Annotated in this window: 12 protein-coding genes; 1 reads left to right on the forward strand and 11 read right to left on the reverse strand. The window is 54.6% G+C overall.

Annotated features, from left to right (window positions below; genetic code table 11):
* Positions 1-92: 92 nt before the first annotated feature.
* From HRQ63_RS05105 to HRQ63_RS05135, 7 genes are all read right to left on the reverse strand, one after another.
* Complete coding sequence (locus HRQ63_RS05105; RefSeq protein WP_172240018.1) at positions 93-527, reverse strand: peptidylprolyl isomerase; 435 nt, start codon at positions 525-527, stop codon at positions 93-95.
* 188 nt (positions 528-715) lie between these two features.
* Positions 716-2,050, reverse strand: coding sequence for a diaminopimelate decarboxylase (lysA, locus tag HRQ63_RS05110; protein WP_172240021.1), 1,335 nt, complete (start codon positions 2,048-2,050; stop codon positions 716-718).
* Between the two features lie 154 nt (positions 2,051-2,204).
* Positions 2,205-3,035, reverse strand: a complete 831-nt coding sequence (locus HRQ63_RS05115) for a purine-nucleoside phosphorylase (RefSeq protein WP_172240024.1) — start codon at positions 3,033-3,035, stop codon at positions 2,205-2,207.
* 55 nt (positions 3,036-3,090) lie between these two features.
* Positions 3,091-3,975, reverse strand: a complete 885-nt coding sequence (xerD, locus tag HRQ63_RS05120; protein ID WP_172240027.1) for a site-specific tyrosine recombinase XerD — start codon at positions 3,973-3,975, stop codon at positions 3,091-3,093.
* A 254-nt stretch (positions 3,976-4,229) separates the two neighbouring features.
* A complete protein-coding gene (gene fur, locus HRQ63_RS05125; RefSeq protein WP_037289318.1) occupies positions 4,230-4,685 on the reverse strand; it encodes a ferric iron uptake transcriptional regulator in 456 nt (151 codons plus the stop codon).
* Between the two features lie 112 nt (positions 4,686-4,797).
* Positions 4,798-5,361, reverse strand: coding sequence for an NUDIX domain-containing protein (locus tag HRQ63_RS05130; RefSeq protein ID WP_172240029.1), 564 nt, complete (start codon positions 5,359-5,361; stop codon positions 4,798-4,800).
* 26 nt (positions 5,362-5,387) lie between these two features.
* The gene (locus tag HRQ63_RS05135; RefSeq protein WP_172240032.1) at positions 5,388-6,515 is read right to left on the reverse strand and encodes a M20/M25/M40 family metallo-hydrolase; all 1,128 of its coding nucleotides are present in this window, start codon (positions 6,513-6,515) and stop codon (positions 5,388-5,390) included.
* 463 nt (positions 6,516-6,978) lie between these two features.
* Here HRQ63_RS05135 and prli42 point away from each other — a divergent pair, with 463 nt between their 5' ends.
* A complete protein-coding gene (gene prli42 / locus HRQ63_RS05140; RefSeq protein ID WP_084778204.1) occupies positions 6,979-7,074 on the forward strand; it encodes a stressosome-associated protein Prli42 in 96 nt (31 codons plus the stop codon).
* A 322-nt stretch (positions 7,075-7,396) separates the two neighbouring features.
* Here prli42 and HRQ63_RS05145 read toward each other — a convergent pair whose 3' ends face one another.
* The 4 genes from HRQ63_RS05145 to lpdA all read right to left on the reverse strand — a co-directional run bounded on the left by HRQ63_RS05145 (position 7,397) and on the right by lpdA (position 12,633).
* On the reverse strand, positions 7,397-8,818 hold the full coding sequence (locus tag HRQ63_RS05145) for a dihydrolipoamide acetyltransferase family protein (RefSeq protein ID WP_172240035.1): 1,422 nt from the start codon (positions 8,816-8,818) through the stop codon (positions 7,397-7,399).
* A gap of 27 nt (positions 8,819-8,845) precedes the next feature.
* Positions 8,846-9,829, reverse strand: coding sequence for an alpha-ketoacid dehydrogenase subunit beta (locus tag HRQ63_RS05150; protein WP_172240038.1), 984 nt, complete (start codon positions 9,827-9,829; stop codon positions 8,846-8,848).
* Between the two features lies 1 nt (position 9,830).
* Positions 9,831-10,868 (reverse strand): thiamine pyrophosphate-dependent dehydrogenase E1 component subunit alpha, encoded by a 1,038-nt coding sequence (locus HRQ63_RS05155; protein WP_172240041.1) that lies wholly within the window; start codon positions 10,866-10,868, stop codon positions 9,831-9,833.
* Between the two features lie 343 nt (positions 10,869-11,211).
* Positions 11,212-12,633 carry a dihydrolipoyl dehydrogenase gene (lpdA, locus tag HRQ63_RS05160; protein ID WP_172240044.1) on the reverse strand — a complete coding sequence of 474 codons (1,422 nt, stop codon included), beginning with the start codon at positions 12,631-12,633 and terminating at the stop codon, positions 11,212-11,214.
* Between the last annotated feature and the right edge of the window lie 37 nt (positions 12,634-12,670).

Here is a 12,670-nt window from a genome sequence, read left to right on the forward strand (position 1 = left end):
CGGTTAACTTTGATGCAGCATGCTTAATCGGCACAAAAAAGCAGCGCTAAGCAGATATACTCCGCCAACGCTGCCTTTTATCGAAACAGAAATTACTCCGTTACGACCTTAACTTCTTTCATTTTGTCGCCTTGTTTTACGCCGTCGATCAGTTCCATGCCGCTGATAACTTTACCGAACACCGTGTGAACGCCGTCCAGGTGAGGCTGAGGGCCGTAGCAGATGAAGAATTGGCTGCCGCCGGTGTTTTTGCCCGCGTGAGCCATCGACAGAACGCCTTTGGCATGCTTCGTCGTGTTTGTCGAAGTCTCGCAGTCGATCTGCCAGCCCGGGCCGCCGGTTCCTGTGCCGTTCGGGCATCCGCCTTGAGCGACGAAGCCCGGGATTACGCGGTGGAAAGACAGGCCGTTATAGAAACCGGAGTTTGCCAGTTTCTCGAAGTTCGCTACCGTGTTCGGTGCTTCTTCCGGGTAAAATTCGATTTCGACGTTGCCGCCGTTTTCAAGCTCGATATATCCTTTTTTCATCAAATTCATCTCCTTAAGTTTCGTATAAATGCGCGATTCGGCCAAAAGCTCCCGCCTGGCGGGGTGCTTCGGCAACCTTAACCAGTGTACCCGAAACCGGCGAACAAAGCAAAGCATGCCGCAAAGAAATCCTGCGAAAAAGGACGGCTTTCGCCGCCCTTTCCAAGCCGCTCATTCGCAGCTGCCGCTTACTTCGCTTCTACCCCTTGTTTCGCCAAGCGAGCCGGAATCACGTCGTTGCCCGTGATGTTGTCCAAGCTCTCGCGACGAACGATCAGGTCGCTGGAGCCGTCTTTGACGAATACGACGGCCGGACGGCGGATCCGGTTGTAGTTGCTCGCCATCGCATAGTTGTACGCGCCCGTGCAGGCTACGGCCAACAGATCGCCGCTGTTCGGCGTCGGCAGTTCCACGTCCCAGATCAGCATGTCGCCGCTCTCGCAGCATTTGCCGGCAATAGATACGGTCTCTTCGTTCGCATCGCCGGCACGGTTGGCCAGCAGCGCTTCGTACTTGGATTCATACAGGGCCGGACGCGGGTTGTCGGTCATGCCGCCGTCTACCGCCACGTATTTGCGCACGCCCGGGATGTCTTTGCTCGTGCCTACCGTGTACAGCGTCGTGCCCGCATCGCCTACGATGCTGCGGCCCGGCTCTACCCAAATCTGCGGCAGCTGCGCGCTGATTCCCGCAAAATGCTTTTTGACCGCGTCCGTGATCGCTTTAACATACTCGGCTACTTCCAACGGCGTATCGCCTTCCGTGTAACGAATGCCGAAGCCGCCGCCCAGGTTCACGACTTTGAATTCGACGCCCGACTGCTCTTTGACTTCGCGGGCGAACCCGGCTACGCGCTCGACCGCCATCTCGAAACCGTCCGTCTCGAAGATTTGCGAACCGATATGCGAGTGCAGGCCCAGCAGTTCCAGGTTAGGCAGCGATGCGGCTTTTTTAACCGCTTCGATCGCAGTTCCGTTTTGGATGTCGAAACCGAATTTCGAATCCGTCTGGCCTGTCGAAATATACTCGTGCGTGTGCGCTTCGACACCCGGCGTTACGCGGAGAAGAATGCTTACCTTCACGCCGCGGCCTGCCGCGATCGCCTGAAGCATTTGCAATTCCGTAAAGTTGTCCGCCACGAAGCAGCCGATTTTGGCATCCAGCGCCATTTCGATTTCGTCCGGTGTTTTGTTGTTGCCGTGGAAGTGAATACGATCCGCCGGGAAACCGGCTTGCAGCGCGGTATGCAGCTCGCCGTCGGATACCACGTCGAGCGACAATCCTTCTTCGTCGGCGATGCGGCACATTGCTAGCGTGCTAAAGGCTTTGCTTGCGTAAGCAACCTGGAAAGTCAAACCGGACGCTTCGAACGCTTGGCGATATTCGCGGGCACGGCGGCGGATCAGTTCTTCGTCCATGATATAAAGCGGAGTGCCGTACGTTTGCTTCAATTCGACAACGTCGCAGCCTCCGATTTCCAAATGCCCTGCGGCATTGATTTTGCTGGTTCCGTGCAGATACATATGAATTCCTCCGATGTGTTCCGGGCTTTAATTTCTTCCGTTTAAACAAATAAGGCCTGCCCCGGGATTTGTACCCAGTATAACAGACCTTACATCCGGCACTGAATGGATTAAAGCGCAATTGTTTTGTATTTTTGTTCGATAGCCGACCCGCTTACATATTCGGGATGATCTCCACCACAAGATTGAGGAACTTTTCCTTCACCAATTCCGCTGTCTCCATGACTTCGCTATGGGACAACGGCTGATCCAGGATACCGGCAGCCATATTGGTGATGCAGGAAATGCCCAATACTTCAATGCCTGCATGACGCGCGACAATCGTCTCGGAAACGGTCGACATGCCTACGGCATCCGCGCCCAGCGTACGCAGCATGCGAATCTCGGACGGCGTTTCGTAAGACGGGCCGAGCAGCCCCGCATATACCCCTTCTTTAAAAACAAAAGCTTGATTGGCCGCTGCCGTCTTCGCCACTTCGCGCAGTCTGCGGCTGTAGGCTTCGGACATATCCGGGAAGCGAACGCCGAGCGTATCGTCGTTCGGACCGATCAGCGGGCTTTTAGCCGTCAGATTGAGATGGTCCGACAACAGCATCAGATCGCCGGGCTTGAACGACGTGTTGACGCCACCGGCCGCATTGGTCACCAGCAGTCCGGCAACGCCGAGCGCTTTCATCACACGTACAGGGAATGCCGTAACTTGCGGGCCGTAGCCTTCATACATATGGAAACGGCCTTTCATCATCACCACCGGACGCCCCTGAATCGTGCCAAGCAACAATTCGCCTTCGTGTCCTTCTACAGTCGAAGTCGGAAAATGCGGAATATCTTCATAAGCAATGGACACGGCATTTTCAATCAGGTTCGCCAGAATCCCCAGACCCGAACCGAGAATCAGACCGATTTCCGGCTTCAGATCGGTTTTCGAACGGATATAATCTGCCGCTTCCTTAATACTGCCTGCGATCATTTGCGGTGCAGTCATATTTATTCACGCTCCATCCCTATATATTCGAGCATACCCGGAACAAAGCTTATTTTTACGCCCGCGGGTGATGCAGTTCGTAGACTTCCTTCATATTGCGCTTCATGACGTGGGTATAGATCTGCGTCGTCGAAATATCCGAGTGGCCGAGCATTTCCTGAACCGAACGCAAGTCCGCACCATTTTCCAGCAGATGAGCGGCAAAAGAGTGGCGCAGCGTATGCGGCGTAATATCCGTCTCGATTCCCGCAGCGGAAGCGTATTTTTTAATAATCTTCCAGAATCCCTGCCGAGTCAGCCTCGTACCCAGTTGATTCAAAAACAAAGCCTCTTCCCCGCTTCGTTTGACAAGCTGATCACGCATCGGGCCCAGATAAGCCGACACCGCTTCTGCCGTCATCCGGCCGATCGGAACGATGCGTTCCTTGCCGGCAGCACCGCAGCGAAGAAACTTGAGTTCCAGATCGATGTCTCCCAGATTCAACGAAATCAATTCGGACACCCGAATGCCTGTCGCATACAACGCTTCCAGCATCGCCTTGTCCCGCACGCCTTGAGCACCGGACAGATCCGGAGCTCCCAACAAACGCTCTACTTCGGCTACGGTCAGTACCACCGGCAACTTTTTCTCCGGCTTCGGTGTGTCCAAATCCATCGATGGATCTTGCATCACGAGCGACTGCCGGATCAAATAATGGAAAAAGGAACGAATGGAGACCGAAGCGCGAATGACCGTGGACGACGCCTTGCCGGAACGCTTCATCTCATTCAGATAAGCAGCGATATGCGACTTGCGAACCTCGTCTACAGCCGTCACTCCTCGCCCCTCCGCAAACGCGATAAACTGCGCCAGGTCACGTCGATACGATTCCAACGTGCTCGCGGAGCGCCCTTTTTCCTCCGACATGTAGGTTATAAACGCGTCCAAATGCGTATTCACTAGTGGACCTCCTCCAAACTCTCCTCAGGAAAGCTGCTTGCTCCCCGTTCAGGCGGACCGCCAATCCCTTTTGAACATATAGATTCCACGGAGAAAAGTAATTTCCTGCTTAAAAGATGAATTTCCGTATTTGAGCGAAAACAAAGAATTTCATCGAAAAAAGCCCCGACGGATCATTTGCGATCCATCGGAGCCGACTTTAAAATGCTTAATCGCTTTGCATCGAACGAAATCCACTCGGAACCCGCCGCCGCTTACGCGTTATCTTCTTCTTTCGCTCTGCAACGATGGCAGATCCCCTGAAAGTCGAGTCGGTGATCCAAAACGGTAAACCGGTATTCTTTCTCCAGTCGTTCTTCCAGCGGCAACAGCCAGTCTTCGCGAATCTCGTCCATCGTTCCGCACTGCACGCAGATTAGATGATGGTGATGGTGCTTGTTCGATTCGCCCCGCAGATCATAACGCGAAACGCCGTCCCCGAAGTTGAGCTTCTCCACCACGTGCATTTCGCTGAGCAGTTCCAACGTGCGGTACACGGTTGCCAGGCCGATCTCCGGTGCCTTCTCCTTGACCAGCATGAACACGTCTTCCGCGCTCAGATGGTCTTCTTCGTTTTCCAGCAAAACGCGAACGGTGGCTTCCCGCTGGGGCGTCAATTTGTATCCCTTGGATTGCAGCTGTTGTTTAATTTTATCGATCCGCGCTTCCATAGCTTCTCCTCCCCCTCGGAGCATGCCCGTTCTTGCCGGCCGTTCTCCAGTCAAACTCACGTTCCCTATTATAGAAGTTACAGGGCTTTAAAGTCAAACGTTTACGGCACGTTTACAGCGGCCACTTTCCCGTCAACTCGCGGATTTGCCAAGCGTATACGGCCATAATCGTCTTCGCGTCGCTGATCCGTCCCGCGCGCATATGCTCAAAGGCCTCGTCCAGCGTGATTTCGGTCAGTTCCAAAAATTCGTCTTCATCCGGCTGAAGCGTCCCGACCGTAAGTTCCTCGGCTACGTAGAAATGGATAATTTCGTCCGCGAATCCCGGCGATGTATAAAAAGAAGACAAGTGGATCAGCTCGGGAGCTTTATAACCCGTTTCTTCTTCCAGCTCGCGCGCTGCCGCTTCGCGAGGGTCTTCGTCCGGCTCCAGTTTTCCCGCCGGAATTTCGATCTCCGTACGGCCGAGCGGCTGACGGAACTGCTCGACGACAAGCAGCTTGCCTTCGCGGATCGGCAGTACCGCCACCGCGCCCGGATGCTTGACGATTTCGCGGCTGGCCATTGTTCCGTCGGATAATTCGACCGTATCGATCTGGACTTTGATGATTTTTCCGTCAAAAATCGGCTGACTGCCCACCGTCTTTTCCCACAGCTTTTCTTTGCCTGCTTCCATGAACGTCTCCGCCTCTCGTGCTGGATTTAATTGCGTACCGCTTGACGAACGATTTCCACGATGAATTCGGCCAACTTGTTCAGATCTTCGACCTTGATTTTTTCGTCCGTCGTATGAATATTCTCGTATCCCACCGACAGATTGACCGTAGGCACGCCGAAACCGTTGAATACGTTGGCATCGCTGCCGCCGCCGGATTGGAACGTACGACCGCTGAGGCTCAACTTTGCCGCCGCCTTTTTCGCCAACTGAACGACTTCGGCGTCATCCGCGTGATTGAACGAAGGATAGACGATCACGCTTTCGAACACGGATTTCGCTCCGAATTCGGCACATGCGGATTCCAAAGCTTCCTTCATCGAAGAGATCTGCGCCTCGACTTTCTCCTGCACGGTACTGCGTGCTTCGGCATACAGTTTCGCGAAGTCGGTCACGACATTCGTCGCGCCGCCGCCCGAGAAACTGCCGATATTCGCTGTCGTGTCTTTGTCGATCCGCCCCAGCTTCATCCGCGAAATCGCCTTGCCGGCAACTTGAATCGCGCTGATCCCGTCTTCCGGATTCACGCCCGCATGCGCGGACTTCCCGTGAACCTCCATCGTGATTCTGGCCTGGGCCGGCGCGGATATTGCGATCTCGCCGATTTGGCCGTTGGAGTCGACCGCGAATCCGAGATCCGCGTCCAGTAACGAAGCGTCCATGAAACGCGCACCCATCAGACCGGATTCTTCGCCTGCCGTAATCACGAATTGAATTTGACCGTGCGGAATCTTCTGCTCGCGCAGTACGCGAATCAGCTCAAACAGTGCGGCAACGCCCGCTTTATCGTCAGCACCCAGAATCGTATCTCCCGAACTTGTAATCCAGCCGTCTTCATGCACGATCGGCTTGATTCCAAGGCCCGGCACGACCGTATCCATATGGCAGGTAAAAAACAGCTTCGGCGCATTCACGCCTTCGGTCGCCGGAAGCAGCGCGATCAGATTGCCCGCCCCGTGACCGGAACGCGATGCCGAGTCGTCTTCGACAACCTCTAATCCGTGCAGCTTGAATTTGCTTGTGAGCACATCGGCGATTAACCGCTCATTTTTCGTTTCGCTGTCGATCTGCACCAATTCCAGGAATTCATGCACCAATCGTTGTGTATCGATCATAAAACTTCCCTCCGCTTTCCTGATACGTTAAAATAGATGTTATGACGGAATACGCGCCTTCTTCCGAGAAAGGCGGCATAACCGCTTGTCCCTCTATCTTACTCAAAAAGAATGGAAAAACCAAAAAGGTGGGGTCGTGGATGCGTTTGTGGGGGGCGGCTGCGGGAGGTGTCTGTTTCGGTCGCGTGTTGAAAACGGGAAATTTCGATTATATTTTATTTGTATGTTTCCCATTTTCAAAGGCGAGCTATAGCATATGCTTCCGAAGCGCCTTTTCTTCGAAAAGACTTCAGCTCCTACACAGACACCTCCCTCCGCCTACTACGCACGCATTTGGTAAGGGGGCAGGGGGAAAGGCCAAAAGCCTTTAAAGACTTATCTTCAAAGTATGTACTTTAGCGTTTCACTTTTTTATTTAAATTGTTTATACACTTACATTCACGAAAAGAGGTTGGAAGGCTTCATGCAGAACAAAAAATGGTTCAAGATTTTTATTTGGTTAATGATCGTAGCAATGGTCGGTTCGGTATTCCTCGGACTGCTTCAGGTATTCGTGTAAAAATTATTTGCAGAACTATTGATATTGTTAAAAAGGAGCTGTGACGATACAAGTCACAGCTCCTTTTTAGCATGCCTTTGTTCTTGTCTTGTGTCTTGTGCAACCAAACAGAGCCCGGACGGTTATGTCCGGGCTCTGTTCTACCCCAAAGAAAGTCCATTTGAAGCAAGCGAATAGGCGGAGGGAGAAATTCAGTGAAGGACGCCTTTGAACTCGGAAAGATTCCACTAAAATTTTAATCGACTTTTCCGAGTGAAACAGCGTCTTGAACGAATTTCTCCCGCAGCCGCCTTCAAGCGCCCCTACGAACAGGACTTTCCCATCAATAGAGTTTCGTCTCCGCCGAATAGCCTTCAAGGTTTTCTTTAACCCGCTGCAAGAAGCGGCCGCAGATGAGGCCGTCCAGAATCCGGTGATCCAGAGACAAGCAGAAGTTCGCCATCGAACGCACGCCGACCATGTCGTTGATGACGACCGGGCGCTTCACGATCGATTCGAAAGTGAGCTGCGCGGCCTGCGGATAGTTGATGATCGGCTGGGACAAGATCGAGCCGAAAGAGCCGGTATTGTTCACGGTGAACGTGCCGCCCTGCATGTCGTCCAGTTTCAGCGTGCGCTCGCGCGTCCGGCGAGCCAGATCGTCGATTTCCATGGCCAGGCCGGCGATGTTTTTCTGATCGGCTTTTTTGATGACCGGAGTCAATACGGAATCTTCCGTGCCGACAGCCAGCGAGATGTTAATGTCGCGCTTCACGATGATCTTGTCGACCGCCCACACGGAGTTCATGATCGGGTAGTCTTTGATCGCGTTCACGACCGCTTTGATGACGAAAGCCGGATACGTCAGATTGACGCCTTCCTTGCGCTTGAACTCGTCTTTGTGCGTGTTGCGCAGTTTGACCAGATTGGTCATGTCGACTTCGATCATCATCCAGCCGTGCGGAATCTCGGACACGCTTTGGCGCATGCGGGTCGCAATCGTGTTGCGAATCGGCGTGATGTCGATATATGTCTCGTTGCTGCCGCGTCCGCCGTCTTCGATCTCGATTTTCGGCAGGGGCGGATTTTCGCTCAGGTGCAGACCCGAGTGGCGAACCTCGTTTTGCGGCGACGAAGGCGCAGCGAAGATCGGAGGCTGCGGCGCGCCCGACGAAATCACGGTCGGCTGCGATGTCGATTGCGCGACCGGATCCGCCGGCGCAGAGGTTTGGGAAGCTCCCCCGCGCTCCACGTATTGAAGCACGTCTTTGCGCGTGACGCGTCCTCCCATGCCGCTGCCCGGAATAACGGCCGGATCAACGTTATGCTGAGCTGCCAATGCTTGAACGGCCGGCGAATAGCGCGCTCTCATTCCGCTCTCGGAAGAAGCGGCGGCTGCCGTGCCGTTCAGCGAAGCCGGACGGGAAGCCGATGCCTGTGCAGCGGGCGCTGCATGAGAAACGGAATCGGATGCCGCTTGCGGCGCGGGAGCCGCGGCAGCCGCTTCGCCTTCAGTGATGATCCGGCAAATGATCTCGCCTACGGCGATCTCCTGACCTTCGGAGGCCAACAGTTCGCCCATCACGCCTTCTTCCGTAGACGGAATTTCGGCGTTGACTTTATCGGTAATCACTTCGCAAATCGGTTCATACATATCGACCGCGTCGCCCGGACGTTTCAGCCATTTGGCGATCGTCGCCGATACGAGAGATTCGGCGAGCTGCGGCATCGTAATCTCTTTTTGCGTGGAATTCGTTGCACTCATTACATTCACTCCTCTTTGGTCAAGGACTTAATACAGCGCCAGTTCGCGCATCGCGTCCAGCAGTTTGTCCTTGCTGAGCATGAAGAACTTTTCTTGCGGCGGATTGATCGGCATGGCCGGAGCATCGGGTCCGCAAAGACGGCGAATCGGCGCATCCAGGTCATATAGACATTCCTCGGCGATGATCGCGGCCACTTCGGCCCCTACGCCGCCTGTTTTATTGTCTTCGTGCACGATCAATACTTTGCCCGTGCGGCGAACCGCTTCGATAATTGCTTCGCGATCGAGCGGTTGAATCGTGCGCAGGTCGAGGATATGGCAGGTGATGCCTTCCTTCTCCAGCTCTTCGGCCGCCTGCATCGCGAAGTGGAGCGGCAGGCTGTAGCTGATGACGGTAATGTCGTCGCCTTCGCGCAGCAGGTTCGCTTTGCCGATCGGAACGATATAATCGTCTTCCGGCACGTCTTCTTTGATCAGTTTATAGCATTTTTTATTTTCGAAAAAGAGAACCGGATCCGGATCGCGAATCGCGGCTTTGAGCAGGCCTTTCGCATCATATGCCGAGTAAGGCGCAATGATTTTGAGTCCCGGCGTGCCGAAGAAGATCGATTCCGGGCACTGCGAGTGATACAGGCCGCCGAAGATGCCGCCGCCGATCGGCGCGCGCACGACGATCGGGCAATCCCAGTCGTTGTTGGAGCGATAACGGATTTTTGCCGCTTCGCTGATGATTTGGTTAGTCGCCGGAAGCATGAAATCCGAATATTGCATTTCCGCGATCGGCTTCATCCCGACCATGGCCGCACCGATCGCGACGCCCGCAATCGCCGATTCGGCCAGCGGAGTATCAATCACCCGATCTTCGCCGAATTGGTCCTGCAATCCTTTGGTCGTCGTGAATACGCCGCCTTTAACGCCTACGTCTTCGCCGAGCACGAACACGGAAGAGTCGTTTTCCATTTCTTCCTTCATCGCCAAGCGAATGGCATCGATATATTCCATCATCGGCATATCAGTTGTTCCCTCCCTGTCCGTCCGCATCGCCCGCATACACATGCAGCAGCGTGTCTTCCGCACGCGGATACGGCGCTTTGTCCGCATATTCCGTCGCTTCTTTCAGTTCCTGAGCCACTTCTTTGAGGTAGGCTTCTTCTTGCTCCTCGCTCCAAAGACCGGCTTCGACAAGGTACTGCTTATAACGCGGAATGCCGTCTTTTTTCCAGTTGGCATCGACTTCTTCTTTCGTCCGGTAAGCCAGATCGTTATCCGATGTGGAGTGCGGCGACAAACGGTACATCATCGCTTCGATCAAAGTCGGTCCTTCGCCGCGAACGCCGCGTTCCCGAGCTTCGCGCACGACGCGGAACATTTCAAGCGCGTCGTTGCCGTCCACCCGGAATCCCGGGAATCCGTAGCCGAGCGCGCGATCGCTTACCTTGCCCGCGAGCTGCTTGGCAATCGGCACGGAGATCGCATACTGGTTATTTTCGCACATCATGATCACGGGCAATTTCTGCACGCCCGAAAAGTTTGCGCCTTCATGGAAATCGCCCTGGTTGCTGGAGCCTTCGCCGAAAGTGACGAACGATACCGCGCCTTCGCCGCGCATCTTCGAAGCCAGCGCCGCGCCTACCGCATGCGGAACCTGCGTCGTTACCGGACTGGAGCCCGTCAATACGCGCAGACGCTTGCTGCCGAAGTGTCCCGGCATCTGGCGCCCGGCGCTGTTCGGATCTTCCGCTTTGGCGAATGCCGACAGCATCAGCTCGCGCGGGGTCATGCCGACTGCCAGCATGAAGCCGTAATCGCGATAGTAAGGCAGGAAGTAATCTTTCTGCGTATCGAGCGCGAACGCGGCGGCTACTTGCGCCGTTTCTTGTCCGATGCCCGATACGTGAAAATTGATTTTGCCCGCTCGTTGAAGCAGATGGCAGCGCTCGTCGAATTTGCGTGCGAGCAGCATATATTTGTACATGTCGACGGCGCGGCGGTCATCCAGACCGGCCGCCTCGTGCAGAGTCTGCGGTATAGCTGTTCCTTTTTGGCTCATTGCGGGAACCTCCTTAATTGTCGTAAAACGAATGGTTGATGTTCGGTTTCCTTTTACGAGGTTTAAGTCGTTAACTGCTTCTAACACAACGTCTTAAAACCTGGTACTAATTCTTAACCCGAACCTATTATAATCCTTTTTCGGCCGAAAAGAAAAGCGCCGCTTTAATGTGGTGTCGTACACCGTGCAAAAATCCGGAACGGTAAAGCGCATCAAGTCCGCGTGACGAGACGCTTCTCTCGGTTTTATTGTCCTCTTTTATGCTCAGCGACGCAAATAGACCTGCTCTTCGGTAGGAAGAACAGGTCTATTTCGCTTGCTATGATCGCTTGTCTAACTTTGATTAGACATTAATCGCATTCCCGTCAATCGCCAGCATCGCTTCGCCCAACGCTTCCGAAAGGGTCGGGTGCGCATGCACGGCGCTGCCCACTTCCCACGGCGTCGCGTCGAGCACGGCGGCCAAAGCAGCCTCGGCAATCAGTTCGGTCGCATGAGGCCCGATAATCTGTACGCCGACAAGGTCGCCTGTCTCCGTATCCGCAACCACTTTGGCGAAGCCTTCCGCATGTCCTTCGACAAGCGCTTTACCGATAGCCGAAAAAGGAACCTTTGCCGATTTGACGCTGCGTCCCAGCTCGCGCGCGCGGCTTTCGCTCAAACCCACGCTTGCTACCTCCGGCTGCGAATAGACGCAGCGCGGGATAAAGGCCGGATCATACGCATGCGTTTTTTCGCCTGCCAGATGCATGGCCGCCGCAATGCCTTCATGACTCGCCGCATGCGCAAGCTGCAAGCCGCCGATGCAATCGCCGATTGCATAGATATGGGATTCTCCGGTTTGGAAATTGGCGTTGACGGCAATATTCCCGTTCGCGACGCGAATATCCGTATTTTCCAGGCCGATGCCTTCGACATTGGCGGTGCGACCGATCGAGACGAGCATCTGCTTGGCCTCGAACAGCTGCTCCTCGCCTTGATGCAGCGCTTTGATCGCTATTCCGTTTTCGCCTGTCGAATACGTATCCGTTTGAAGCTGAACGCCGGTACGGATTTTCACGCCGCGGCGTTCGAGAGACTTGGCCAGCTCGCGCGCCGTCTCTTCGTCTTCGCCCGGCAAGATTTGCCCGGCCAGTTCGACCACCGTAACTTGAACGCCGAAGTCGCACAGCATGGATGCCCATTCGATCCCGATCACGCCGCCTCCGACGATCAGCAAGGATTCCGGAAGACTTTCCAACTCCAACGCTTCGTCGCTGCTGAGTATGTATTGACCGTCCGGCTCCAGACCCGGCAGTACGCGCGGGCGCGAGCCTGTCGCAATAATCAGGTTGGCGGGGACGATCGTTTCCATCTCGCCATCCGGCAGTTCGACGGCGACGGCTCCGCTGCGCGGCGAAAAGATCGAAGGCCCGATGACGCGTCCGCTGCCTTCAATGACGCGGATTTTATTTTTACGCATCAAATATTGAACGCCTTGGTACAGTTTGTCTACGATTCCGCGCTTGCGCTCCTGTACCTTCGGGAACACCAGGCGGCTGCCGGCGGTTTCCACGCCGTATTCTTCCGCGTTTTGAAGCAGCGAGTAAACCTCGGCACTTCGCAGCAGCGATTTGGTCGGGATACAGCCTTTATGCAGACAAGTACCGCCCAATTTTTCCTTTTCGATAATGATGACTTCCTTGCCGAGCTGCGCGGCCTTGATCGCGGCTACATAGCCGCCTGTTCCTCCGCCAAGTACCGCAACATCGCATGTAATGGTCATAAATTGTTTTCCTCCGTCTGTGTTCGATTTTACTTGT

It is taken from the genome of Saccharibacillus endophyticus (assembly GCF_013185185.1).
GTDB lineage: Bacteria > Bacillota > Bacilli > Paenibacillales > Paenibacillaceae > Saccharibacillus > Saccharibacillus endophyticus.

Excerpts from the sequence above, each read along its gene's own strand:
- HRQ63_RS05105 (WP_172240018.1), bottom strand. The coding sequence starts at position 527 with ATGAAAAAAGGATATATCGAGCTTGAAAACGGCGGCAACGTCGAAATC.
- lysA (WP_172240021.1), bottom strand. The coding sequence starts at position 2,050 with ATGTATCTGCACGGAACCAGCAAAATCAATGCCGCAGGGCATTTGGAA.
- HRQ63_RS05115 (WP_172240024.1), bottom strand. The coding sequence starts at position 3,035 with ATGACTGCACCGCAAATGATCGCAGGCAGTATTAAGGAAGCGGCAGAT.
- fur (WP_037289318.1), bottom strand. The coding sequence starts at position 4,685 with ATGGAAGCGCGGATCGATAAAATTAAACAACAGCTGCAATCCAAGGGA.
- HRQ63_RS05130 (WP_172240029.1), bottom strand. The coding sequence starts at position 5,361 with ATGGAAGCAGGCAAAGAAAAGCTGTGGGAAAAGACGGTGGGCAGTCAG.
- HRQ63_RS05135 (WP_172240032.1), bottom strand. The coding sequence starts at position 6,515 with ATGATCGATACACAACGATTGGTGCATGAATTCCTGGAATTGGTGCAG.
- prli42 (WP_084778204.1), top strand. The coding sequence starts at position 6,979 with ATGCAGAACAAAAAATGGTTCAAGATTTTTATTTGGTTAATGATCGTA.
- HRQ63_RS05145 (WP_172240035.1), bottom strand. The coding sequence starts at position 8,818 with ATGAGTGCAACGAATTCCACGCAAAAAGAGATTACGATGCCGCAGCTC.
- HRQ63_RS05150 (WP_172240038.1), bottom strand. The coding sequence starts at position 9,829 with ATGCCGATGATGGAATATATCGATGCCATTCGCTTGGCGATGAAGGAA.
- HRQ63_RS05155 (WP_172240041.1), bottom strand. The coding sequence starts at position 10,868 with ATGAGCCAAAAAGGAACAGCTATACCGCAGACTCTGCACGAGGCGGCC.
- lpdA (WP_172240044.1), bottom strand. The coding sequence starts at position 12,633 with ATGACCATTACATGCGATGTTGCGGTACTTGGCGGAGGAACAGGCGGC.